The sequence below is a fragment of the Gemella haemolysans genome, assembly GCF_028308085.1.
Taxonomy (GTDB): domain Bacteria; phylum Bacillota; class Bacilli; order Staphylococcales; family Gemellaceae; genus Gemella; species Gemella haemolysans_D.
In genome coordinates, this window is record NZ_JAQMFS010000093.1 from 1 (window position 1) to 26381 (window position 26381).

Genomic DNA, 26381 nt, shown 5'->3' on the forward strand with positions numbered 1-26381 from the left:
GGAAAAGTATTAATCACATATCCAGATAATAGTACGGAAGAAGTGCCAGTAACGGTAGAAGTAACGCCACAAAAAGATGACTACAATCCACAACCCAAACCACAAACTATTACAAATGGAGATATTCCGAATGCAAACGAGAGTATAGAGAATGTGAACGAGTTGCCAGAGGGAACAAGAGTAGAATGGAAAAATGGAATAGTTCCTAATACTGATACTCCAGGAAGTGTTTCTGCGAAAATAACAATAACGTATCCAGATAATAGTACGGATGATGTAGATGTAACAATTACAGTTAATAAACAAACAGCAAAAGGAGATCCAGAAGTCCAACCAACGTTACCAGAATTCAGTGGAGGAGTAAATGGAGATCCAGAAGTTCAACCAACGTTACCAGAATTCAGTGGAGGAGTAAATGGAGATCCAGAGGAACAACCAACGTTACCAGAATTCAACGGAGGAGTAAACGGAGATCCAGAAGTTCAGCCAGGTTTACCAGAATTCAGTGGAGGAGTGAATGGAGATCCAGAAGCCCAACCAACGTTACCAGAATTCAGTGGAGGAGTAAACGGTGATCCAGAGGAACAACCAGCGTTACCGGAATTCAACGGAGGAGTAAATGGAGATCCAGAAGAGCAACCAGTGTTACCAGAATTCAACGGAGGAGTGAACGGAGACCCAGAAGAACAACCAACGTTACCAGAATTCAACGGAGGAGTAAATGGAGATCCAGAAATTCAACCAGAGGTACAAAAAAATAAACTTATTATTACTAAATGGATTGATGAAAATGGTAATGAATTGAAACCAACAGATGCTAAATATCCTAAAGTATTAGGAGAAGTAAATGAAGCATTTGAACATGGAGACATAGAAGGTTATGAATTTATAAGAACTGAAGTAAATAAATCTGGAGATATTGTTATACATATCTTTAGAAAACGCCCTAACAACGGATTTGGTAAGGTTCATAATATTGAAGAAATACTTACACCGACAGTTGCTAAAAGAGTAAATTTAGAAAAATCTAGTAGAATAGAAAAAACATCTAAGCGTTTAGCTAATACTGGAGAAACTGATAGTAGCACTGAATTAGCAGGATTAGGATTAGCAATCGTAGGGCTGTTTGCTGCTATGAAACGCCGTAAAAAGGAAGAAGAGTAAGTTAGGTTTCAATATCACTATAAATCCTTGATACAAGTATAAATAAAAAATCCCTTGGAATTAATTTTCCAAGGGATTCTTATGTATATTAAAAAGATCTGACATTGTCAGATCTTAAAATTTTAATTTATTATTTTTTTAATAAATCACGGATTTCTTTAAGAAGTTCTTCTTTAGCATCAACTTCTGGTGTTTCTTCTGCAGCTTCTTCTTTAGACATTTTATCTTTAGCTGTGTTAATTGCTTTAACGAATAAGAAGATTGCGAATGCTGTGATTAAGAAGTCGATAGTGATTTGGATGAAGTTACCGTATTTAATACCTTCCCATGCTAAGTTTGTGAAATCTGGCTTAGCTGGGAATACAAGAGCGATAAGTGGCATCATAATGTCAGTTACTAATGAACTAACGATTTTACCAAAAGCAGCTCCCATGATAACCCCGATAGCTAGGTCTAATACGTTACCTTTAAATGCAAATTTTTTAAATTCGTTTAACATAAAAATAATTCTCCTTCTATAAAATTTTAAATACCTCAGTATAATATATCAAAATTGAAATAAAATCAAGTATAAAGTTAAAAAAATGAGAAAAAATTTAAAAAAGTTTAAGTGAACGTATTCTAATCTCAATTGTCATATAATTTAAATATATTTTTATAAATTATTTATATTTTTTTAAAAAACAATATATGTAATTGTTTTTTAGATATACTGTATTTGTAATTAGTAACTAAATTACCGAATAAACAAGAAAACTAACCGAATATGCATTATCTATAGATTTTTAAATATTTATTATATAAAATATAATTATGAAAGGAGCTAAAGATATGAAAGTTGAATTAAATATAGATAAGAAATTTGGAGAAACAATAGTTACTATATCAACAAATAAAGTGAATGATGAGATTCAAAATTTAGTGAATTATATAGAAAATAAGGATGATTACTTTATAGGAGTTTTAGATGGGAAAGTACGTTTATTAAATACGGAGGATATTATAAGGGTATATGTTGAAGATAGAAAAGTATATGTAGTTACAGTTGAGGGTAGATTTATTGTTAGAAAAAAATTATATGAAATGCAGAGCACGTTAACTAAGGATTTTATAAAAATATCTCAAAGTGAAATAGCTAATATTAAATATATCCATAGCTTAGATTTAGGATTGAGAGGAACAATAGTTATAAATTATAAAAATTCGGATATAAGTTATGTATCACGTAGGATGTTAAAAGAATTTAAGGCTAAATTAGGTTTATAGGAGGGCTTAAAATGAAATTATTTCAAAAAATTGTAATATTTATGTTGTTAGGGGTAGGAGTAGGAAATGTTATTAATCTGATATTCGGTATTTTGTATGGTCAGTATTATCCTGGTATGCCATTATATATTCAGAGTTTTGATAATTTAAATATGGCAGTATTAATTCAAACCTTAGTATACGCTATTTTAGGTATATTACAAGGATTAGCTGGTAAAGTATTTCAAAGTAAGTTAAATGATAATATAGTAATAGTATTTGTATCTCATTATTTTCTTATTATATTACCACTTGTGTTAGCGGGTTATTATTTGAAATGGTTTAGTAGTTTTACTACTTTAATTTTAATGCTGATTACAGCTACTGTGGTTTATATTTTAATAGGAATAGTTCGATATTTTAGTATTAAAAATAGTATAAGTGAGATAAATATAAAATTAAGAGATAATAGATAGGATTTCGCTAGTAACAAAGGAGGAGCAACACGAATTAATAATTTTGTGTTGCTCCTATAATCTTTTTATTAATTGGGAGTGACTCAAAAACCGTGATTTCTTAAGAAACAAGATTTTATCGAGTTACCTCCAATTAAAATATTATTTTTCTTCTTCAACTTTATCTTTCTTTAAGAATTTATTAAGTAGATTAGAAGCTTTAGCTTTGTTTTCTTCTACTTTTTCAGAAAGATTTTCTATTTTTTGATCAGTATTTTTTTTGAATCCAGTAACATTAGATTTCATATTATCAACAGATGATTGTAATCCATTGATAGATGATGCTAATCCTTCTGCTGAGTTGAATAGTGGATCTAATTTTTCAGATTTAACTTGTAAATCTTCAGCTAGGATATTTGTGTTTTGTAATAAAATATTAGTTTCTGCCATAATCGGCTCTAAGTTACCTTCAACTTTTTTAACTGTTTCATTTAAATCTTTAGCAAGAGCAAGAGCGTCTTCTGCGATGTTCGTAACATCTTCTACACATTCAGTAGCAACGACTACAGATTTTCTAACAGTTTTAAGTGTAATAGCGGTACTTATACATAGGATTAAAACACCGACACCTGCTAAAAAGATTCCAGCGTATGCTAAAATTAACCAGTTTATATCTAACATAAAGTTTTCCTCCTTGGGTTGTTATAATCAATTATATTTTAAGCTTATTATAAATACAACTAATTATTTTGATTTTTGTTCTATAAATTTGTGACAAAGTTTATTGATATTTCCTGCTCCCATAAATAGGAATACACTATTATCAAAGTTTAATTTATCGAAATCTTCTTCGCTATTTATAATTTGAGAACCTTTAGTTACTTTTTGTAAGTCTTCAATACCTACGATTTTTTCTTTTTCACGTACTGAGGCAAAGATTGGGCAAAGGAATACTTTATCCGCTGTTTCTAAGCTTTCAGCAAATTCGTTTAGGAATTTGGCTGTACGTGTATATGTATGAGGTTGGAAAATGGCAATAACTTCTTTATCAGCATATTTTCTACGTGCACTATTTATTGTAGCTTTAATTTCACTAGGATGGTGAGCATAATCATCTACAACTACACTATTTCCAATTTTATGTTCACTAAATCGTCTTTCTGCAGGTTTATACTGGCTAAGAGATTCTTGAATTTTTTCTACACTAATTCCATTTAGGTCAGCTAAAGCAATAGCTGATGTTGCATTAGAAATATCATGTAATCCAAATACTGCCATAGTAAATGTTCCAAGTAGTTCAGAGTTTTTGTAAATGTTAAAATTACTATGTTCTGATGTAGTTTGGACATTTTTTATTTGATAGTCATTTCCATCGTTGAATCCATATTTTACAGTTTTTGCATTTGCAGGTTTAAGTTGCGAAGCTAAACGATCGTCTCCACAAATAACAACTGTATTTTTAACCTGATTTACAAAGCTTTGGAATGCGTCAAACATATCGTGTTCATCATTAAAGTAATCCGGGTGATCAAAGTCAATATTTGTTACAACAGCATAATCAGGATAATATGCTAAGAAGTGTCTGTAGTACTCACATGCTTCAGCTATCATATACTCTGAATTTTTCTCACCGTGTCCAGTTCCATCTCCGATTAAGTATGAAGTAACGTGACTGTGTTTAAAAATATTACTTATCATAGTAGTTGTAGTAGTTTTACCATGAGCTCCTGTTACTGCGATTGAAGGTATTTCAGAAAGAAGTTTACCAAGGAATTGAGAATAAGTATAAGTAGTTAAACCTAATTCTTTAGCTCTTCTATATTCGACATGTGTTTCGTCGAAAGCATTTCCTAGAATTACTTCATATCCTTCTTTAATGTTTTCTGCCCCATAGTAGTACATTGGGATGTTTCTTTGTTCTAATTTTTCTTGTGTAAAAAAGTATGTTTCCTCGTCTGAACCTTGCACTTCATTACCCATATCATAAGCGATTTGTGCAAGAGAGCTCATTCCGGAACCTTTTATACCTATAAAATGATATTTACTCATTATAGTGTCTCCTAAGTTTTCATTAATAAAATAAAAAAAATTCTGTAATATTTTTTTCATAAGCAATTCAATTTTACAACAAAACTGATAAAAATTCAATAAATAGGAGTTTATTTCTGATAGGATATTTTCAAAACTTTTCTATATTTTTATTTTGAAACTAATAATGATTTACATAAATTATAGACAATTTAAAAGAGGGCAATTTAGAAGTATGTTTCAAAATTGCCTCTCTTACAATCAATTTAATAAATATTGTTTAGAAATAATATTATTTTCTATTTTTTCTTCTTCCAAATATTAGTGCACCGCTTAATACTAGTCCGATAGCAGCTAATGAAGCTAAATTATTATTTGATAGTCCAGTTTTAGCTAAATGTTTTCCTGATTTTGAATTGTTGATACTTGATAATACACTACTATTTAATGGTGCAATTTGAGTAGGTTGGTTATTTTGCACTTTAGGAGAATCTTGTTTGTTATTTGAATCGTTATGTCCTAAAGTAGAAGTAATACCAACGTTAGAGTTATTATGAGAAGTATTAGAGCTATTACTACTATTAGAATCATTGTGAGTTGCATCATGATTATCAGTGCTGATAGAAGCATTATCACTGTTATTTGAAGTATTACCACTGTTTCCATTATTTTGTTTAGGTTTATTAGAAACTATTGCGAATTTACTGAAGTGATCTATTTCAAATGTTACTTTTCCGTCTTTTATTTTTGACTTCATAAGCTCTAGCTCTCCGTTTTCTTTTATGTGATAAACGGCTACATCTTTTTCATCTTCTTTTAGAACTATTGCCACAGTACGATTTGCTTTTGAATTAACAACCTTATTATTTTTGTCTAGAAGTTTTAAATCTAATATTCTGATTTGATTGTCTGCAGGTAAGTTTAATTTTTCTAGAACTGAATTTGCTAAAGCTTTATCTTCTACAGTAGTTGCAGAAAGTTTTGCTGCTGTTGTTTTATCAGTTAAAGTAACTTTAACTCCTGAAGCGTCATTTGAGAATATATTGTTTATTATATTTTCAGATGGACTCACATTGTTGTTTGTGTTAGTGTTTCCTGAACTTGAATTATTATTAGGTTTGTTGTCTGGAGTAGGTTTATCTACAGGTTTGTTACTTCCTGTGTTTTCGTTGTTTTCAGGTTTTACTTCAGTAGAACTGTTATTAGTATTATTAGAAGAGTTATTTGGATTATCATTAGCAGTGCTACTATTAGAATTGTCGCTAGGTTTTGTATTACCTACAGTTCCGTTATTGTCTGAATTATTATTAGGTTTATTATCTGGAGTAGGTTTATCCACAGGTTTATTATTTCCTGTGTTATCATTATTTCCAGGTTTTACTTCAGTAAAACTGTTATTAGTATTATTTGAAGAGTTATTTGCATTATCATTAGCAGTGCTACTATTAGAATTGTCGCTAGGTTTTGTATTGTCTACAGTTCCATTGTTTCCTGAATTATTATTAGGTTTATTATCTGGAGTAGGTTTATCTACAGGTTTGTTACTTCCTGTGTTTTCGTTGTTTCCAGGTTTTACTTCAGTAGAACTGTTATTAGTATTGTTTGAAGAGTTATTTGCATTATCATTAGCAGTGCTACTATTAGAATTGTCACTTGGTTTTGTATTGTCTACAGTTCCATTATTGCTTGAATTATTATTAGGTTTATTATCTGGAGTAGGTTTATCTTCAGGTTTGTTATTTCCTGGGACAGTTTCTTTATCATTTTTATGTTTAGTATACTCTTCTAATGCTTTATCTATGTTAGATCTTCCTTCTAAAATTTTATCTATAGATTTTTCTTCATCATATACTTTTTGAGCTTTTTCAGTAGCTTCTTTTAGTTTAGCGTATGCTTCTTTATTAACTCCTTCTTTATCTTTGTCATCATTAACTAGGATTTTAGCTGTTTCTAAAGGCAATAGAATGTTTGCTCTTTCAGTAGCAAGTTTTTTAGCAACTTCATCGTTATCATTTTCAGTTGGTTTGTTATTGCTAGGAGTGTCGACCTTGTCATTAGGTTTGTTGGCATCACTGTTAGCTGGAGTGTCGACTTTGTCGTTAGGTTTGTTAACTTCGCTGTTAGTTGGAGTGTCGACTTTGTCGTTAGGTTTGTTAACTTCGCTGTTAGTTGGAGTGTCAACTTTGTCGTTAGGTTTATTAACTTCGCTATTATTAGGAGTATCAACCTTATCGTTAGGTTTGTTAGCTTCATTATTAGATGCATTAGTGTTGTCACTTGGTTTATTTACTTCAGGAGCAGGTGCTTCTTTTAATCCGTTTACTGCATCTTCGATTTCTTTTAATAAACTAGAACGAGTGTCTTCTAGATTTCTAGTTTCTTTAGCTTTGTTTATGAATTCAGTTGCTTTAGTAATAGCTGTAGTTAAGTTATTTTTTGACTCATCTGAATAGTTACTTGCAGCTAGTTTGTCTTGAGCTGATTTAACAGCTGTGTCTAGTTTTGAAGTATCATATCTAAGAAGGTTATAGTATGTTTGAACATCGTTAAATAATTTCAAGATTTCATTAGATTTAGGGTTGTTGTGCACTAAGTCTTCTAGTTTATCTATTTTTCCTTGAAGATAGTTATCTACAGCATTGATGCTTTCTTCACTATAGTTTTTACTATCTTTATCAGAATTGAAGTTTGCTACAGCTTCAGCGTTTGAAGTTCTTAATTGAATAAGTAAATCATATTGATTTTTTAAATCTGATAGTTCAGTAAATGCAGTAGAGATTTCTTCTGTGCTGGCAATATTATTTTTCAATACATTTTGTGCAGCGTTGATTTTGTTACCGAAGTTTTTAATTACTGCCATATCTTGGCTCACATTTGCATTTTTAAATACATTATTCCAACTATCATAGTATTTACTTGTAGTCGCTTCGAATAGTGCGTTTAGTTGTTTTTTATCTGCAGTGATAACAGCATTTTCTTTAGGATATTTTACAGATAATACAGCTATATTTTCATGTTTGTCAGTACCGAATAATGTACTGCTTGCAAAAGTGTTAAGTTTTATTGTAGATGGTTTTCCTTCGATAGGTATTCTAATTTTTGAAGGATATTTATAAGAATTAGTTACATTATTGTAAGTAACATCGGCAGTATCTTCTTTTAGAACTTGGACATCTTTTTCAGTATCGCCATCGAAGTATGTAAGTTTACTCATAACGGCAACATTAGTTGTTCCATTATTCATAGGGACAAGATCTAATTCTAAATAATTTTTCCCGTTTTCAGTTACTAGATATACGTTTTTAATTATTCCATTAGCCATAGAAGGGCTAGTTAAATCTTGTTTTAATAATGATCCATCTAATTGAACTTTATTATTAGAATCTGTAGAAGGAGATTCCGATGGATTACTTGGTTTATTTTGAGTTGAATCAGCAGAATTATTAAATGCATTTACAGCATTGTTAAGTTTATTTAATTCAGCTAGTAATGCTTCTTCAGTAGAAGACTCATTATTTAATAATTCTTTAGCTTTTGATAGCTCATTAGTTAAAGTAACATAGGCTGCTGGTTCTTTTTTACCTTGTTTTATTAACTCAACTTCAGCTATTTTATTCTTAAGTTGCTCTTTAGCTGAAACTTGTTCTGTTTCAGAACTTTGAGAACCGTTTAAGTCTTCTATAGCAAATTTGAATTGTTCTTTGTAGTAATCTGTCAAATCAGTATTTACTTGATCATCAGTGTCATTTGAATCAGGTGTTAGTTTAGCATGTTCAACATATGCTTTTGCTTCATCTATTAATTGTCTAAGTTTAAGTTTTGATTGAGTAATTTTATTGAAATTGTTGTAAGCTTCTTCAGCTTTTTTAATTTCTCCTGAAAGTTCTTCAGTATTGATGCGAAGATAGTCTCCAAGATGTTGAACTTCTCCTGTTAGTTCATCTAGTTTTTTATATACTGTTACAGTTCCTTCTTTGTCGAACTCATTTGAGTAAGTTTCTTTTTTACCTTCTATATCGACTGGATCTAGAGAGTTAATTTTACTTTCAACCGCATCTAATTTTTCTTTAACTAACGCTTTACTTTCACTAGTAAAGTGTGAATTGTTCTTCCAATCATTTTCGTACTGATTTTTTGCATTTTGAAGTGATTTATAAAGGTTAGCTAATGAATCTAATTTAGTTGTTTCATCTAATAGTTTATTTATAATATTATCTACTTCATCTTTAGTTAGTGAATCGTTATTTAAAAGTTGTTGAGCCTTAGTAATTAATTGATTGAATGAAGTTTTGAATTCTGGTTTTAAATCTTTGTAGTTATCTTGTACTGAATTACTTGTATAGTAATTAATTTTATCTCTTAACGAAGCTTTCAGAGGTGATTCTTTTTTAGCTTCTAGTTTTGTAGAGTAATCGATATATAAGTCTGTTGGTTTTGTAAAGTTTTCAATTCCATTGTTTCCGAAATAAAATGAGTCTTTAAAATTAAAGTTTCCTAAGAGAGCTATTTCAATATTTTTCTTAGTAGCATCAACTATAAGTTTTAATTTAGTAGGGTAATCACGCCCGCCGATATTTTTTGTTTCTATTACTTCAGCATTGGCATCTGTATTTCCTAGACTGTTGTATTTGAAAGTATCTGCTAGAGCGAAGTCGATAGCTCCTCCCGTGATTTTCGGTTCTAATGTTAGTATTACTTCGTTTTTACCATTTCCTAATTCGTGAACTTCTACATTTTTTATAAGTTCTGTTAAATCGCGACTGTATTTTGCTTTAATAGGTTTATCGCTACCTCGTTCTACGAATTTAGCTGTTACGTTATATGGTGCAACTGGTGCTGTAGTATTTTCGACAGGTGCTGGAGGAACTGGTTCTCCTTTTCGACCATCTTTTGTAGTAAGATTGTTGATAGCTTCAGTTAATTGTTTAACAAGGTCTGATGTCTCATTAATTTGAGGATTATAACTGTTTGTTTGGTTAATCCAGTCTTTAGCGTGATTTAAAGCTTGATCAAATTTTTCAAGAGACACAGGTTCGTATTCACTTCTGATTTTTCTGTCAGCGATATCGATTATTCTTTTTAGTTCTGTAGTATTGTATCTTAAGTATGTGAAGTTCGCGTTATCGAAGTCTTTAATTAACTGAACTAGTTCTTTTATGTTTCTTGTATTTTTCAATGAAGGAACACTTTTAATGTAATTTTTGTATTTTTCAATACTTTCTTTAGTGTATGTTTTCTCGTTGTAAAGATCGAAGTATTCTAACAGTTTTGCTACTTTAATATCTAGTACTTCTCTTAATGTTGCAATGTCTTCCATTTCGTGAATAGGAGTAGAGATTTCATAAAGTTTATCGTAGTTAGCGCTGTCTGAACGTTTTAATTCTTGTAGTTTTGTTACAGCTTCGCTAATTTTAGCTCTTTGTGAGAAGTCTGCAGCTGTATCTGAAGTATTCTCTTTTGTTAGTAACCATTCATTAACTTTATTACCACGATCAATCCAATTTTGAATTTTTTCGTTTAATTTTTCTTTATATTTAGGGATAGCTTCGTTGCTTTTTTTAGCAGCTGAGTAGTTAATATCTAAAGCGAATGGACCTGTTTGTTGTTTGACTCCATTTTTATCAATATAAGTCATATTAGAAACAACTAATTGTTCAGCTTTTAATTCACCAGGAACGCTAAAGGCAACAAGATGTTGATCTTCAGCAGAAGGACCTAGTTTAACGTTTGTATCTAAACCAGAAACTTTATTAACAACAAAGCTTGTAATTTTACTAACTTTATCAGGATTAGCAACAAGATTAATTTCAATATCTTGTCCTTGTTTGTAGATACCTACTAAAGACTCTTTAAATAGATTTTTGATTTCTTCTTTATTGTCAACTACTTTTTTATAAAAGTCTTGTTGTCCATCGCTAGAAACAGTTACCATTGTTGGTGTTTTGAAGTCGGTAGTAGTATAAAACCCGTCATCTTTTAAGTCGTGATTTACATCGAAATTGTATAGTTGAATATAGTATTTCAAAGTGTTTATTGCATTTTGTGCGGTTTTTTCTGTATATGAATTAGCATCAAGTTTTGCTTTTGCTGCAGCAGCTTCGCTCCACATGTTATACCAAGGGGTAGTGTCAATAACATCATCAGGAACTTGATGATTTTCAAATGTTACGTGGTAATAAGGGAAGTTAGAAGTTTTGTGGAAAAAAGTAGTTCCCAAGTATCTATTTGTGATAGACTGATCGTTAAAGATTTTATTTATTATTTCATTTAGTTCAGCCTTAGTTTGTTCAGTAGCGGCTTTATCCCCGAAATTAGCTTTTGCTATATTGCTATTTGTTGGCCAAGCTTGATCTGTGATAGAAGATATAGTAAGTGCCAATGCGACACTCATGCTTGATTTTAATAATTTATTTGTTTTCATGGAGTTTCTCCTTTTACATATAATATAATAATCTATTCTAATATTAATTTTTCAAGGTTGATTAAAGATGAATCGAATTTTTATCTTATTTACATAAAGACTGTCAAATCAACATTTGAAAATAATAGATACCTATACTATAACATAAAAACGTTTCAATTGAAAGAGGTTATCAGTATCTTTTATATGGAAAATAAAATAAAATTTCTTGAATTAATAAAAATTATACTTACTAATTTAAAATATTATTTTAAATTTAGTTTTTTATTATTTGTGAAAAAAGTTAAGAGAATATTTGTATAGGCTTGTTTATGGTTTTTCTTGTTTAAAAAATGTATCTAAACTAAAAAAATAATTTTTCTTAGTTTATTTTAAATTTTCTTTTTAAAAATTTACTTAATATTTTTCATATAGTATAATTTAAAAGAAAATATTTTTATAAGGAGAGCAAGATGGCGAAATTTTATGCAGTAAAAAAAGGTAAAAAGACAGGTATATTCTCAACTTGGGATGAATGTAAAGAGCAGGTGACTGGATTTAAAGGTGCGGTTTATAAAAGTTTTAAAACATTATCAGAAGCCGAAGCTTTCCTAGAAAGAAATGAAGAAAAAATTAAAAATATTGAAGAAGTTGATGGTGTGTATGCTTATATCGATGGTAGTTTTGACAGAGTTAGTGGCATATATGGTTCAGGTGTAGTTATAGTAGATGGCGATGAAAAATATGAATATAAACATGCTGGAAATCGTGAAGATTATGCACAATTACATAATGTTGCTGGAGAATTGGAAGCAGCTAAATTTGTTATGTGGTATGCTGTAGATAAGAAGATTAAAGAGATTACATTGTTTTATGACTATCAAGGGATAGAAGCATGGGCTGTTGGAGATTGGAAAGCAAATCTTCCTTATACTCAAGATTATGTAAAATTTTATAATAAGGTGAAGACAGCGGTAAAAGTTAATTTTGTGAAGGTAAAAGCTCATACCGGAATTGAGTTGAATGAAGTAGTGGATAAGCTTGCAAAAGAGGCTATCGAACAATTTAAAAAAGAAAATACTAAGTAAGATAAAGCAAGTAGATTTTAAAAGACCTTAAATTCTACTTGTTTTTCATTAAATCTTAAAAGATAAATGTGTTATAATTATTAAAATATAATTTAATCTTAGAAGGAAGAGGGTGAATAAGTGAACGCAACGATAAATAATAAACAAATATTAAATAAGATAGCTCGTCTTATATATAGAGATAAAAAACGTATAATAATTGCATTGGTAGTTTCGATAGCATCTTATTATTTTACATTATATCCAACTGATAGATTGAGTTATATTGTTGATGGTATAGCGAGTGGTAATATTGATTTTAATGGTGTAGTTAATGAAATTCTTAGAATAATATTAGCTGGGATTGCATTATATATAGTTTATTTCTTTAAAGAATATTACACGTTTATAGGTTATGATAAGATTATTAAAGATATGACGTATGATATCCAACATGATATTTATGGGCATACACCTGTGTTTTTTAACAAGTTTAGTATAGGTGAGGTAATAAGTAGATCTACTAATGATATTACAAATTATATTGCTCCACTTTTTGGGTACGGTATCCTGTTGATTTTTGATGGAATAATTTATAATTTATTTATAAGTATACTTATATTTAATAAATCGAATTTTATATATTTATTGCTAATTCATATACCGTTAGTTATACAAACTATTTATTTAGTTAGCAGACGAAAAGTACAAGAAAAATATTATAACAAGATGGCGAAAACTATGGATGAAATTACAGAAGAGACATTAGAAAATGTTAAAGGTATTCGAGTAATAAGAGCCTATAGTCTGTTGGATAAGGTTAGAAATAGTTTTGTAGGAAAACTTAGAAGCTATGCTAGAAGTAATGAAGAATACATGAAGAAAACTCTTGTCTATCAACCACTTAATACAGTATCATTAGCGACAAGTTACATTATAGCTGTAGCTTGTGGATTTTACTTTATTAATTTAGGGATGATGACATTAGGGAAGTTAATATCAGTCTGTGTAGTTATAGGTATGATTCAGTGGCCATACATTGCTTTATCTGAGTTAGTTATTATGATTATAGAAGTGCGTCAAGCTACAAAAAGAGTCCTAGAAATTTCTGATAAAAAGGCAGATGTCAACAATGACTTAGCTAAAAGTAATTTTGAGTTTAATAGTAGTATTGAATTTAAAGAATTTAATTTTAGTTATGAGGATAATAATCATGTACTAGAAGATATTAATTTTACAATTAATAAAGGTGAAACTATAGGTGTAGTAGGAAAAACTGGTAGTGGGAAAACGACATTTATCAAGCAACTGCTTCGATTATATCCAATAGAAGAAAATACGCTACTTCTTGATGGCAAGGGGATTGAGCAATATTATGATTACTCTGTTAGAGAAAAAATAGGGTACGCACCACAAGAATATCAGTTATTCTCAAAATCTATAAAAGAAAATGTGTTGTTTTATAGATATGATTTAGAGGATAGGTTAGACGAAGTATTAGAACAAGCTGATATTAAGAAAGATATTATTAGATTCAAAGATGGTATTGATACGCTTGTAGGAGAAAATGGTTTATCTCTTTCAGGTGGTCAAAAACAACGTCTAGGTATAGCGAGAGCGTTGTTATCTAATCCTGAAATCCTAATACTTGATGACAGTCTAAGCGCAGTAGACTCTAATACAGAAAAAACTATCATTGAAAATATTAAGAAAACTCGAGAAGGTAAGACTAATATAATAGTAGCTCATAGAATTTCAGCGGTGAGACATGCAGATAAAATTGTTGTATTAGATAATGGTAAAATATTAAATTCGGGGACGCATGAAGAACTATTGGAATGTTGCAGTTGGTACAAGCAACTAGATGATTATCAAAATAAGGAGGTAGAAGATGATGAAGAATAAAAATCCGTTATTTCAATTTCTTCCTTATATGAAAAAAGCAAAAAGATCTTATATAATAGGTTTTGTCTTTTCACTATTAAATGTTGGGTTAGGTGTTGCTGGTGTGTACGTGTTGTCGAAAGTTTTTGATGGTATAACTGGAGATTTGACACGTCAGATAATTTTAAAATCATTGGTAGTAATAGCAGGGTATGGACTTATATTACTATGTTCAGGAATATCTAACTATATTAGAAATATTTACTTAGTAAAAGGTGCTAATGAGGTTTACGTTAGAATTCAGATGCAGGTATACGATCATATTCAAAGTCTACCGATTAAGTATTTTGATAATATGCCAGCTGGTTCTGTAGTATCTAGGATAACGAGTGATGTTAACCAAATTAGAACATTTTTCGTTTCGACATTTGTGCAGATACTAATAATCGTGCTAAAGATTATTTTTTCTTATATTGTATTATTTTATGTTGATGTACGTTTTGGATTATTTATGTTGACGTTATTCCCGGTAATGTTTATAGTATTAAAAATTTACAACAAGTTATCTATAGATAGTATTAAGGGGTATCGACGTAAATTTTCTCAAAGTAATGGGATTATAAATGAGAATTATCAAAATTTAGAAATCATCAAAGCTTTTAATAAAGAAAAAGAGAGTATTGAAGACTGGAATAAGCATAATGAAGAACGTTATAAATATTGGAAAAAACTAAATCTAGTAGATAGTCTGTTACTTCATAATATAACTGGAGTATTTAGAATAGTGATTTTCATAGGTATTGTTTATTACTATTCGTATTCATACTTTAATAATGTTTATGGCATTACATTGGGAATGGTATATTTATTTATAAATTATACTACCGATATAATTTATAGAATTGCAGACTTTACAATGGGGATTTCTAATTATATCAGAGCGCAAGGTGCAGCTATAAATATTCAGGAAATACTAAAGTTAGAAGTTGAGGAAGACAATCATAACGATATTACTGAGGATGATTTCCGAGGAAATATTAAATTCGAAAATGTATCATTTGCATATAAAGATAATTTTTATGTACTTCGTGATTTGAATTTAGAGATAAAAGAAAATCAAACTGTAGCCTTTGTTGGTCATACAGGAAGCGGTAAGAGTACTATAATGAATCTAATAGTGAAATTCTATAGTGCTACTAAAGGTAATGTCCTAATCAATGGTAGAAACATAAATGATTATAGTAAGGAGTATCTAAGAGAAAAAACGGCGATAGTGCTTCAAGATTCATTTTTATTTGAAGGTACTTTACTTGAAAATATTACGACTTCTAACGATGAAAAAATTGCTAGAGAAGCTTTATCTAGAGTTGGAGGAGATTTTATTTTAGAAAATCGTTCTCTTGATTCAAAAGTAGAAGTGGGTGGTAGTAACTTTTCTACAGGAGAAAAACAACTTATCTGTCTAGCGAGAGCATTAGCTAAAGATCCAAAAATCTTAATTTTAGATGAATCAACGGCTAATATAGATAGTGAAACAGAACAAAATGTAAGTCGAGCTATAGAAGAATTGAAACAAGGAAGAACAACTCTTATAATAGCTCATAGGTTATCTACGATAAAAAATGCAGATATGATTTATGTTCTAAAAAAAGGGAAAGTTATAGAAAATGGAACTCATGAACAACTATTATCTTTAAATGGTAGTTATAAAAAGATGTATGAGACACAGGTAAAAGGATAAAAAAATGGAGTGATTCGTAAAATCAGATTCTATTGAATTCTGATTTTCGAATCACTCCTTTTTTTAATAATTATTTTTTGAATACAAATTCGTATGCTAAATCGATATCTTTAAATGAAATCATTACAGTTTCATATCCTAATGGTTTGAAAAGTTCATTTACAGCATTAGCAACTTTCTCACAAACTTCAACAGGGCGGTGAACCCAACCAATTTCAAGATTTGCTCTACTGATTTCTTCTCCATCAAGAATAGCAACACTCTCGATTAAATCTAATGTAAATGCTTCTCTTGGTCTTTCGATTATTTCTGCAATTGTATCGAAAAGTTCCGCACTAACTTTTTTTAAATCTTCTTTTTTAAATCCTCTAGCAACTATACGTGGCATAATAAACCTCCATGTTTTGAATTCGTTTTCTTTAATTATATCATATTATATGAAATTTTTGGTGAAAAATATATCTAAATAATAATTTTGTGTATATATGGAATTAAATTTAAATTTATAATAAATGAAGATAACTTTTACTATATCTGTAATCTAATGAAAATATTATGTTTTTTAGATGATTATAAAAAAATCTAGAGTAATTTTTTGCTTATTTTACTTACAAATGTTATCATTAAGATAGGGAATGTGATATGATATAAAGTAGGAAAAAAATATTAAATTAAATACTAAGGAGAAATTTTTATTAGACTTTTATATAAGAAATACTTTTCATTAATAATGTTGATTTTAGTTTGTATTGCGATATTTTTATTTTCCAATCAAGTTGGTGAGGAATCTTCGAAGATATCAAATGATTTAATCATAAGAAAATTAGGTCACTTTAGTGAATATATGATTTTAGGATTTTTTTCATTTTCTTATCTATCAAATTTATTTGTGAAAAGTAGCGAGTTTAAAGATTATAGAAAAACAGCAATAACGAGCCTTGTATTTTCTGTTGTATACGCTTCTAGTGATGAATTTCATCAGACTTTTGTAGCTGGAAGAGATGGTAATATCATAGATGTACTAATAGACAGTAGCGGTGCTTTAGTAGGGATAATGATATCTAGTATTATGTATTTTCTTATTATGAAAAAATAGTGAAAAGTATAGTGGTTTTTAGTTGTATTTTTTTAGAAAAGTTATAAAATATTTATTTAGAGAAACAAAAGTTAAGAAATAAAAGGAGGAGTTTTTGATGCTTAAAGCGCTTATTGTAGAAGATGATAAATTATTAGCTTCATCGTTAAAAGCAGCAATCGCAGAAAAATTCGATGCGGATGTTTGTTATAATGGGCTAGATGGACGAAAATATATTGATGAAAATGTATATGATTTTGTCATAACGGATAGTATCTTACCTGGAATGGGTGGGATAGATCTATTAGATTATATTCGTGAAGAAAAAGAACTGAAAATACCAGTAATTGTAATCACTATAGCTGAATCAACTGAAGAAAAGGCAAGAGTTATGAAGCATAGAGTAACGGAATATCTACCACGTGTAGCGGATACTTCTCTTTTACTAACAACTATGTCTAACTTACTTCAACGTGAAAGTAACTTAAAAGGTGAAAATGAAATTACATACAAAGATTTAGTGTTAGATCTTAAAAATGAATTAGTATCATCTAATGGTGGAACGTTGGAATCTATTAAAGGAAAATATCTTGAATTATTATCTTTCTTTGTGATAAATAATAATATTGTATTAGAGAAAGAAGAAATTTTCGATCGTGTATGGGGTGTTGATTCAGAAACAACTATTAATGCGATTGAGGTTTACATCTCAGGATTAAGAAAAGAACTACGAAAAATTGGTTATGACAAAAATCTTAGAACTGTTCGTGGTGTCGGATATACTTTTGAGTAGGTAAGGATATGGAGTTTAATTATCCGATAGATTATACGCTATATAATACTGAGGAAATAACAACAATTATTAAGTTTTTAGACTTAATTGAAGAATGTTATTTGTCAGGTGTGGAACTTACAGAGTTTAAATCTACATATAAAGAATTTAAAAGTGTAGTTCGTGCAAAATCTGAAGAAAATTCATTGTATCGTGATTTTAAAGAAATTACAGGCTTTGACGGTTATTTAGCAGTAAAAGAAATAAAAAATGAAAAACCAAAAATTAAGCTTTAATGCTTGATTTTTGGTTTTTATTTTAGGTTAAGATAGCCGTAATGGAATTTTGTATTTTTTCTTATTATTTGAGTAAAATTATATTTTTCAAAAACACTATCTTTAAAATGAGCTTTGACTATTATTTTTTTTCTAGCGACTCTTTTCGCTTCTTTTATGAATTCTTCGTAAGGAAAAATAGTGTCGGCTAAGGGAAGTATACCTTCGAGATTTCTTGATTCTGTAATGTTATGAGAAAACATAGGGTCAAAGTATATAATGTCGTAACTATCATCAGGACAATTTTTTAAATAATCTAGACAATCGACATTATAAGTTTTAATTTTACACATCGCTTTATTAATTTCTTCATTCGAAGAAATATAGTTTTTTAGACCGTTGGTTGTGATTAGGTGAATGATGTTATTTTTTTCTAAAGATGTAACCTTATGTCCGTAATAACTTAGTAATATACTGTCTCCAGCTAGGCCCATAGTACAATCAAGAATATTTTGTTCTTTTTCTTTGATTATTTCTACTAAGGGTTCGTTATCTGAATTTTTTATTTTAAGAGCTGTTGTGTCTAAATGAAAGAAGAATTCAGAATCGTCTTCGAAGTAGCTTAATTTGTTCTTATAGACTACTAGTACACCGTCTGATGAGGATAATAATTGTTTTATTGTTTTCTTATTTCTCATTTTATACTTTAATCTTAAATCATCGGCGAGTCGTTGGGCTTTTTCATTAAGTTCTGAATTTGTTTTTACACTAGTTGTTACTATTATATTTTTCATTGATTATAAAAATTCTCTCCTCGGTTATGATTACATCTACTTTTATATCGTGACCTTCTTTAGGAACATTATCTTGTAGTAGTTTATGGTAAGATAAACCAACGCTAATATCATATTCTCTTGATGAGAAATATTTATCGTAGTATCCTTTACCATAACCAAGTCGATATCCATTATTATCGAAAACGATAGAAGGAGTTACTACTAAGTCTATTTTTCCTTCGTAGTAGTCGGATGAAGTTGGTTCTAATACTCCGAAATGTCCTGGGGCAAGCTCATCCCAAGATTTTAAGCGAATTAAATTCATCTTTCCATTTTCTATTTTAGGAACAAAGATTTGTTTTTTATTTATCCATTTTTTTATAAAAGTTTCAGTTGTGATTTCGCTACCAAATCCCACGTATATGAATATTTTTTCTGAGGATTCGAAGAAATTTTGTTCTTCCAATGTTGCAAAGATTGTGTTAGTAGATGAGTTTCTATAGTCGCTTGCTAAGCTGTTTCGTTCGGATATGAATTTTTTTCTAAGTGTTTTTTTCATAATGTATCACCTCACGTTATATTATATCATAAATCTAAATACAATTATAATTTTGATATAGTATAATAATTGAATGATGTAATTATGATTATGTAAATGAGAAAAAGTACATTATATCTGTAATAAGAATTTTTATGGTAAAGGTGTTCAAATAGTTATTATAAAAACAAATATGGATTTTACTGGTAGATAAAGTTATACTATAGGGATATAAGTTATCTATAAATTTTTAGAATTTTTATAATAAAGTATGTACAAGTATAATCAAAATTTTAAGAAAATATAAATAGATGTGGAAACTATGAATGTTGCTGTAGGTGGGTTTCAGATTTTCATAATATTATGAGATTTTCATAAATATAAAAATCTTAAATTATGATTTACTGTATTTACAAGATAAAAGTAGTAAAATAAAAAATAATTATTCATTATTTAATGGAAATAATAGTATAAATATGATATAATATAAAAGAAAATTTATGAGAAAGGAATCTTTTACAAATAATGACAAATTCAGAAAAAAATAAAGATATATTAAGTAATGATGAATTGGCAAAAAATAGTAAAAAAACAGATGATTATTCAAATCTGCTTGAGAAAATAAGAAAGCAAGTTGATATAGAGAATTCGTCTACTTACACTAGAAAGACTCATAATGAACAAGAGAATCTTGAAGAAACAGTAATTATGCCAACTGTTACAGAAAAAGTAACTGATGAGTATGCCGAAACAGTTGTACTAGATAAAAATGAATTAGTACAAGCAATTGAGAAAGAAGAAGCGTTAGTAGGGAAAAAAGTAGAAAAAGTTGAGGAAAAACCTGTAGTACTAGAGGTGCTAGGGGTGAAAAAACGTATAGGTTTAAAAACAATTGTTGAAGATATTACCTTCGACATGCGTGAAGGTGAGATAATCGGATTACTAGGGCCTAATGGAAGTGGTAAAACTACAATCATGAGAATGATGGTAGGACTAACTAAGAAAACAAAAGGGGGCGTCTATTGTTTCGAAAAACCTCTTGGTTTAGGAAGAACTTCTATGCTTAAAGAAGTTGGAGCGATGATTGAAACACCTGAGTTTTATAACTATATGTCAGGTTGGGCTAACTTGAAACAAATTGCACGTGTATGTGGTAAAAAAGTAACAAGAGCACGTATGAAAGAACTAGTTGAATTTGTTGGACTGAAAAAAGTAATTAGAAAAAAAGTTAAAACTTATTCACTAGGTATGCGTCAACGTCTTGGATTAGCACAAGCATTATTAAATGATCCTAAAGTTCTTATTCTTGATGAGCCTGTTAATGGATTAGACCCACAAGGAGTGCAAGATTTTCGTAATAAACTTAAAGAAATCGCAGCAACAGGAGTTTCAATTTTAATTTCATCACATCTTCTTGATGAAATTGAAAAAGTTTGTGATAGAGTTATCGTAATTGAAAAAGGTAAAATTATTGCTGATGATAAATTAGAAAATCTAGTAGCAGATGAAGTCGTTAAAACATTAATTTCAACACATGATGTTGAAAAAACAGAATTATTAGTAAGAGAACTAGGGGTTAGATATGAACTGACTAAAGATGGATTTGTATTTGAAAATCTAAATCGTGAAGAAAAATCTCGTATCATTACTTACTTAGTAACTAATAATGTTGAATTAGATACAATTCGTGAATTAACAACATCATTAGAGGATCGATTCCTACAAATTACAGGAGGGGAGAGAAAATAATGAAATTATTAATAAATGAATTTATAAAAGATTATAAAAAGAAAACTACATGGTTATATTTCTTACTATCATTTGGAATTATTTTGTTAAATAGCTATTTTGCAAAAAGACAATTTGAAGATGGTGTAGATGCGGTAAAAATATTAAGTGGAATAACGGTGGTTGCTGCGGCAACAGCAACGATATTCTCGCTAATTATGTTAGCAAACAATTTATCTCAAGAATACTCAAAAGGAACGATTAAGTTTCTATATACAAAACCTAAGTCTCGTTCTGCGATACTTACTGCAAAAATAGTATTAGCATTCATTAACTATATTATTTTCTTAGTAGTAGGAACAGTATTTGATTTTGTAACAAAAAATTATGTATTCTTTAAAAATAAAGTAGGATTAAATCATTTGAATGATACTATAACTGAAGGATATTTTGGAAGAACAGTTGCTAAACAAATAATAATAACAAACTTAGCTGATTTAGCAGTGTATATCTTCTTTGTAGCGATGGTAGTATTAGTTTGTGTAGTGTTTAAAACACAAATTCTATCATTGGTATTAGTTATGTTATCACTTTTAGGAACTGGATTAATTCAATCTTTAACAATATTTGCAGTTTCAAAATTCTCATGGGCAAAATATCACATGTTTGACGTACCATTATTTAGTTCATATTATTCAAGTGAAGCAGGTCGTCAGACTGTAAAAGAAATGTTTAAGTTTGATAATGCAAATGCATTAATTATTATGTTAGTAGCATACAGTTTTGTATTCTTTACAATTTCATACATTGTAAATGCAAGACGTGATATTACAATAGATTAGAGTATAAATTGTTAGGAGGTAGGTAAAATGAGAAGTTCATTAAAGAAAATTGAGCGAATTAAGGATATTCTGGATTTAAATGGAGATGTGTTAACATATAAATACTCAGATGAAGAAATACGTTTTGACTTAGGTGAAGAGCAATTAAGCAGTATTTTCAGTAGATTTGTTAAGAGAAATCTTCCTAAGATTAAAGAAGGGTTACATGCAGGGAAGCTTGTAAAATGCCAAAGTGGTTTAGGAATTTCATGTTTATTTATTCCGAGTGATAATGAAGATGATTTCTATCTAATTACTCCTTTCTTAGAATATTTAATACCAACTAAATTATTCCAAGAATCATTAACAAAATATGGAGCGAGTATTAGTGAATTAATTTGTGATGTATATTTTTCATTACCAATTACACCAAGAAAAAAATTCAACTATTTAGTAGAATTATTAGTAGAAGACGAAAATGTAGATTTCTTAGATGCGATTGTTTTAATTGAAGATTCTAGTGTGAAAAATGTAAGAAGAACATCATCTAGAAAAAATACATACTTAAATAGTATTCTAGAGAGTGAAGTTAAGTTTAAACATGAGATTTTACAAGCTGTAGTTGAAGGTAATATTTCTCGTGTTAATATGCTTTTCGATTTACGTCGTAGAAATCATGGTGTAGAAGAAAGCCATGTTGAGCAGGGCGTTAATGTTCGTCGTAGAAAATCATATAACATGAATGATTTATTACGCTATGCTCTTGAACAACACAATGACGATTTCTTAGGAATCGAAGAATTATGGGTTAAAATTAAAAATAAACTTGATAACTATGACTTATCAGAAGATGTTATTAGAAGTTACTGTCTATTAGTTGATAGAAATAAATACAAAGATAAACAAGCTGTAGTTCGTAACTGTATTGCTTATATCAATGATCGTATTTCAGAAAAAATTAGTTTAGATAACGTAAGTGATTACTTAGGTGTTAATAAGAGTTATCTGTCTTCTATTTTCAATAAAGATATGGGAATTAGTATTGTAGATTATATCCACGATAAACGTATATCTAACGCGTGCTATTTATTAGCGAATACTGATTTTTCAATTTCAGAAGTTGCAGATTATATTGGGTACTTCGATACAAGTTACTTCATTAGAATATTTAAAACACTAGTGAAAATGACACCTCTTAAATATAGAGAGTCATTATCTAAAAGATAATATAGAAAAGATTGTTGGCTAAAATAGTCAATAATCTTTTTTTTATATGTTATGTAAATAATATATATCGTTAATTTTGTATTTTGCTACTTGCATTTATGCAAATGTGGTATAATATAATCATTCTTAAAAATAGTAAATCGTAGGAGATTAAAGATGATTTTTGCATTAGATGTAGGAAATACAAACATCGTACTTGGAGTATTTAGCAGTGACTATAAGATGCTTCATTCATGGCGTATAGCAACGGATAATACTAAAACAGAAGATGAACTATATGTTATTATTAGAAATTTCTTTATTGATAAAGGGATTAAGTTTGAAGATTTCGATGGAGTGGTGATATCGAGTGTAGTTCCAAAAATGATGTTTGCACTAGAATTGTTAAGTAAGAAATACTTTGAAAAAGAACCGATTATTGTTTCGGCTGATATTAATACAGGTATAAAGGTACCAGAGCCATATAGTAGTAAATTAGGTGCCGATCGAGTAGTTGATATTGTCGGAGCAAAAGTTAGTGAATATTTACCAGCAATAGTAGTTGATTTTGGAACAGCTACTACTTTTGATTGTATAGATGAAGATATGAATTATCGTGGAGGTATTATTTGTCCAGGTATGAATATTAGTGCGGAAGCATTATATTCAAGGGCTGCAAAACTACCTAGGGTTGAATTTGAAGCGGTGAGTACATCTTTAGGGATGGATACTACTAGTCAAATGCAAGCTGGGCTATTTTATGGATTCTTAGGTCAATTTGAAAATATTATTAAACATTTACAAAAAGATTTAGGAAAAGAATATAAGGTAGTTTTAACTGGAGGTTTATCAAAGTTTATTGCAAAGTATAGTGATGTGGTGGATATAGTTGATGAAGAATTAACTTTAAAAGGTATAATTGAATTGTACAAAATGAATAATACCAAATAACATTAAAGAAACAATAATAAGGATATAATAACAATGAAAATTACAGTTTTTTGTGGAGCAAATAATGGGAAGAGTGAATTGTATAAAGAAAATGCAATAGAACTTGGAGAGTGGATCGCTAGAAATAATCATACTTTAGTATATGGTGGTGGCAAAGTAGGTCTGATGGGGATTATTGCTGATACAGTCTTAGATAATGGTGGAGAAGTCATAGGGATAATGCCACAATTTTTAGTAGACAGAGAAATCAGCCACAATGATATTAATGAACTGATTGTTGTTGATGATATGTCGGTGAGAAAAACTAAACTTGTTGATCTTGGTGATGTGTTTATTGCTTTGCCAGGTGGACCGGGAACGCTAGAAGAGATATCACAGGTAATCTCATGGGTGAGAGTTGGTAAAAAAGATGCTCCTTGTATTCTAATGAATATTAATGGTTATTATGACTTTTTAGAACAATATTTTGATAAGATGGTAGCAGAAGGTTTCTTAACTATTGAAGATAGAAAAAACACTTTATTTACAGATAATATAGAGGAAATGGAACGATTCATATTTAATTATAAAAATTTATAAAAGTAAATAAATAGACAATAATGGAAATAAAATGTATAATAATACATCGTAATAAGAAGTTCTAGAATTGAAAGGAATTTATTTTAATGAAAGATTATTTGATTAGAGGATTAGCCTTTAACGATGAAATTAGATTTTTTGTAACAAAAACTACAGATTTAGTAGAAGAAATTAGACAAAGACATGATGCTTATCCAACAGCAATAGCAGCAGTAGGTCGTACAGCTACGGTTACTACAATGATGGGTGCCATGCTTAAGAGTGGAGACAGAATTGACGTTGCTGTTCGTGGAGATGGTCCAGTAGGAACAATCTATGCATCATCAAATGAGTTAGGGGAAACTACAGCATATGCTAAAAATATGCAGGTTCATATTCCAAGTAATGCTCAAGGTAAGCTTGATGTAAAAGGAGTAGTTGGTGGAGGAAACATCACGGTAGTACGTGACTTAGGATTAAATGAAAAGTATACTACTACTTCACCGATAGTATCTGGAGAAATCGCAGAAGATTTCACTTACTATTTCGCTGCTAGTGAGCAAGTTCCTTCTGCAGTGTCTTTAGGGGTATTGGTAGAAACTGATAATTCTGTAATTGCAGCTGGAGGATTTATTTTACAAGTACTTCCAAATGCTACAAATGAGACGATAACAAAGATAGAAAAAGCAATTAGTAATATTAAACCAATTTCTACACTTATCCATGAAGGAAAAACACCTGAAGAAATTGCGGATATTATCTTTGAGGGAGAAGAAAACTATCGAATTTTACAGAAGAATGATGTAGTATTTAAATGTACATGTTCTAAAGAGCGCTATGCTGATGCTCTAGTAACGTTAGGGAAAGAAGAATTAGAAGAAATTGCTAAACAAGAAAATACAGAGTTAGTCTGTGCATTTTGTAAAGAAAAATATCATTTTTCTCAAAAAGAAATTACTGACTTATTAGACAATTTAAAATAATATTATGAATAAAGAGCCTTAATGATTAACATTTCATTAGGCTCTTGAATTTTCAATGAAAGTTTGGTATCATAAATAAAATTACTCAAAGTTTATATAGGAGGAGTTATGGAATTACTAAGAGAAATGGTTATTACCGATGGTAAAGTTTATGACAATAATGTCCTTAAAGTTGATTCATTTTTAAACCATCAAATCGATGCTGGCTTAATGATGAAAATGGCAGAGTCTTTTCATGAATATTTTAAAAATGAAGAAATAACGAAGATTCTGACAATCGAGGCGAGTGGTATTGCGCCAGCGATTATGGTAGCAAACTTATTTAAAGTGCCGATGGTTTTCGCTAAAAAGAGTAAACCATCAACATTAAAAAATAATGATGTATACACTGCAGAGGTTCATAGCTACACGAAAAATATAACTAATACTATAGTAGTTTCAGAAAAATTCATTAATAAAGATGACAAAGTACTTATTGTTGATGATTTTCTTGCTAATGGACAGGCTACTTTAGGTCTTATGGAAATAGTAGATAAGGCTGGAGCTGAGACAGTAGGAGTAGGAATACTAGTTGAGAAAAGTTTCCAAGATGGTAGAAAATTATTAGATGAAAAGAATGTCAATGTTTGTTCTTTATGTAGAATTGCTTCTCTAGAGAATAATGAAGTTAAATTTAATAAAGCTGATGATGAGAAATAAGAAAGGATTTAAATA

General features: G+C 29.5%; 23 protein-coding genes. 16 read left to right on the top strand and 7 right to left on the bottom strand.

The genetic code is table 11. From position 1 onward, the window contains the following. Window positions 1–1164 (top strand): SIALI-17 repeat-containing surface protein (locus PNO30_RS07465; protein ID WP_271987767.1); only part of this gene is annotated, 1164 nt, incomplete at its 5' end. A 130-nt stretch (window positions 1165–1294) separates the two neighbouring features. Here PNO30_RS07465 and mscL read toward each other — a convergent pair. Beyond that, a complete protein-coding gene (gene mscL, locus PNO30_RS07470; protein WP_271987769.1) occupies window positions 1295–1663 on the bottom strand; it encodes a large conductance mechanosensitive channel protein MscL in 369 nt (122 codons plus the stop codon). 332 nt (window positions 1664–1995) lie between these two features. On the opposite strand from mscL, the gene PNO30_RS07475 reads away from it, so the two are divergent. Both PNO30_RS07475 and PNO30_RS07480 read left to right on the top strand, forming a co-directional pair. Then, a complete protein-coding gene (locus PNO30_RS07475; RefSeq protein WP_271987771.1) occupies window positions 1996–2430 on the top strand; it encodes a LytTR family DNA-binding domain-containing protein in 435 nt (144 codons plus the stop codon). A gap of 11 nt (window positions 2431–2441) precedes the next feature. Continuing rightward, window positions 2442–2885 (top strand): DUF3021 family protein, encoded by a 444-nt coding sequence (locus tag PNO30_RS07480; protein WP_271987773.1) that lies wholly within the window; start codon window positions 2442–2444, stop codon window positions 2883–2885. Window positions 2886–3026: 141 nt separating this feature from the next. On the opposite strand, the gene PNO30_RS07485 is transcribed toward PNO30_RS07480, so the two are convergent. The 3 genes from PNO30_RS07485 to PNO30_RS07495 all read right to left on the bottom strand — a co-directional run bounded on the left by PNO30_RS07485 (window position 3027) and on the right by PNO30_RS07495 (window position 11313). Next, window positions 3027–3545, bottom strand: a complete 519-nt coding sequence (locus PNO30_RS07485; RefSeq protein ID WP_271965514.1) for a DUF948 domain-containing protein — start codon at window positions 3543–3545, stop codon at window positions 3027–3029. A 63-nt stretch (window positions 3546–3608) separates the two neighbouring features. Beyond that, window positions 3609–4913 carry a UDP-N-acetylmuramate--L-alanine ligase gene (gene murC, locus PNO30_RS07490; RefSeq protein WP_271987775.1) on the bottom strand — a complete coding sequence of 435 codons (1305 nt, stop codon included), beginning with the start codon at window positions 4911–4913 and terminating at the stop codon, window positions 3609–3611. A gap of 271 nt (window positions 4914–5184) precedes the next feature. Further along, entirely contained in the window at window positions 5185–11313 is a 6129-nt protein-coding gene (locus PNO30_RS07495) for an LPXTG cell wall anchor domain-containing protein (RefSeq protein WP_271987777.1), read from the bottom strand. A 452-nt stretch (window positions 11314–11765) separates the two neighbouring features. On the opposite strand from PNO30_RS07495, the gene PNO30_RS07500 reads away from it, so the two are divergent. The 3 genes from PNO30_RS07500 (at window position 11766) to PNO30_RS07510 (ending at window position 15984) form a co-directional block, all read left to right on the top strand. After that, window positions 11766–12380: a ribonuclease H family protein gene (locus tag PNO30_RS07500; RefSeq protein WP_271965511.1), complete on the top strand. Its 615-nt coding sequence runs from the start codon at window positions 11766–11768 to the stop codon at window positions 12378–12380. A 120-nt stretch (window positions 12381–12500) separates the two neighbouring features. Continuing rightward, entirely contained in the window at window positions 12501–14264 is a 1764-nt protein-coding gene (locus tag PNO30_RS07505; protein WP_271965510.1) for an ABC transporter ATP-binding protein, read from the top strand. Then, the gene (locus PNO30_RS07510) at window positions 14251–15984 is read left to right on the top strand and encodes an ABC transporter ATP-binding protein (protein ID WP_271987779.1); all 1734 of its coding nucleotides are present in this window, start codon (window positions 14251–14253) and stop codon (window positions 15982–15984) included. Before PNO30_RS07505 ends, PNO30_RS07510 begins: the two co-directional genes overlap by 14 nt. Before the next feature lie 70 nt (window positions 15985–16054). Here the strand turns inward: PNO30_RS07510 and PNO30_RS07515 are convergent, their stop codons facing one another. Further along, window positions 16055–16372 carry a DUF1904 family protein gene (locus PNO30_RS07515; RefSeq protein ID WP_048803358.1) on the bottom strand — a complete coding sequence of 106 codons (318 nt, stop codon included), beginning with the start codon at window positions 16370–16372 and terminating at the stop codon, window positions 16055–16057. A 342-nt stretch (window positions 16373–16714) separates the two neighbouring features. Here PNO30_RS07515 and PNO30_RS07520 point away from each other — a divergent pair, with 342 nt between their 5' ends. From PNO30_RS07520 to PNO30_RS07530, 3 genes are all read left to right on the top strand, one after another. After that, entirely contained in the window at window positions 16715–17080 is a 366-nt protein-coding gene (locus tag PNO30_RS07520) for a VanZ family protein (RefSeq protein WP_271987781.1), read from the top strand. A gap of 97 nt (window positions 17081–17177) precedes the next feature. Then, window positions 17178–17852: a response regulator transcription factor gene (locus PNO30_RS07525; protein WP_271965507.1), complete on the top strand. Its 675-nt coding sequence runs from the start codon at window positions 17178–17180 to the stop codon at window positions 17850–17852. Window positions 17853–17860: 8 nt separating this feature from the next. Further along, entirely contained in the window at window positions 17861–18127 is a 267-nt protein-coding gene (locus PNO30_RS07530) for a UPF0223 family protein (protein WP_271987783.1), read from the top strand. Between the two features lie 17 nt (window positions 18128–18144). Here the strand turns inward: PNO30_RS07530 and PNO30_RS07535 are convergent, their stop codons facing one another. Both PNO30_RS07535 and PNO30_RS07540 read right to left on the bottom strand, forming a co-directional pair. After that, window positions 18145–18900, bottom strand: a complete 756-nt coding sequence (locus PNO30_RS07535; RefSeq protein WP_271987785.1) for a class I SAM-dependent methyltransferase — start codon at window positions 18898–18900, stop codon at window positions 18145–18147. Further along, a complete protein-coding gene (locus PNO30_RS07540) occupies window positions 18875–19441 on the bottom strand; it encodes a 5-formyltetrahydrofolate cyclo-ligase (RefSeq protein WP_271987786.1) in 567 nt (188 codons plus the stop codon). The genes PNO30_RS07535 and PNO30_RS07540 overlap by 26 nt, the downstream gene beginning before the upstream one ends. 504 nt (window positions 19442–19945) lie before the next feature. Between PNO30_RS07540 and PNO30_RS07545 the strand changes: the two genes are divergently transcribed. The 7 genes from PNO30_RS07545 (at window position 19946) to PNO30_RS07575 (ending at window position 26366) form a co-directional block, all read left to right on the top strand. Further along, window positions 19946–21169 carry an ABC transporter ATP-binding protein gene (locus PNO30_RS07545; protein ID WP_271987788.1) on the top strand — a complete coding sequence of 408 codons (1224 nt, stop codon included), beginning with the start codon at window positions 19946–19948 and terminating at the stop codon, window positions 21167–21169. Then, on the top strand, window positions 21169–21990 hold the full coding sequence (locus PNO30_RS07550) for an ABC transporter permease (RefSeq protein ID WP_271965503.1): 822 nt from the start codon (window positions 21169–21171) through the stop codon (window positions 21988–21990). The genes PNO30_RS07545 and PNO30_RS07550 overlap by 1 nt, the downstream gene beginning before the upstream one ends. A gap of 27 nt (window positions 21991–22017) precedes the next feature. Continuing rightward, on the top strand, window positions 22018–23196 hold the full coding sequence (locus PNO30_RS07555) for a helix-turn-helix transcriptional regulator (RefSeq protein WP_271965502.1): 1179 nt from the start codon (window positions 22018–22020) through the stop codon (window positions 23194–23196). A gap of 156 nt (window positions 23197–23352) precedes the next feature. Further along, window positions 23353–24126 carry a type III pantothenate kinase gene (locus PNO30_RS07560; RefSeq protein ID WP_271987790.1) on the top strand — a complete coding sequence of 258 codons (774 nt, stop codon included), beginning with the start codon at window positions 23353–23355 and terminating at the stop codon, window positions 24124–24126. 33 nt (window positions 24127–24159) lie between these two features. Further along, window positions 24160–24705 (top strand): TIGR00730 family Rossman fold protein, encoded by a 546-nt coding sequence (locus tag PNO30_RS07565; RefSeq protein WP_271987792.1) that lies wholly within the window; start codon window positions 24160–24162, stop codon window positions 24703–24705. An 86-nt stretch (window positions 24706–24791) separates the two neighbouring features. Further along, the gene (gene hslO / locus PNO30_RS07570) at window positions 24792–25667 is read left to right on the top strand and encodes an Hsp33 family molecular chaperone HslO (RefSeq protein ID WP_271987794.1); all 876 of its coding nucleotides are present in this window, start codon (window positions 24792–24794) and stop codon (window positions 25665–25667) included. Window positions 25668–25775: 108 nt separating this feature from the next. Beyond that, window positions 25776–26366 carry a xanthine phosphoribosyltransferase gene (locus PNO30_RS07575; RefSeq protein WP_271965498.1) on the top strand — a complete coding sequence of 197 codons (591 nt, stop codon included), beginning with the start codon at window positions 25776–25778 and terminating at the stop codon, window positions 26364–26366. The last annotated feature ends 15 nt before the right edge of the window (window positions 26367–26381 follow it).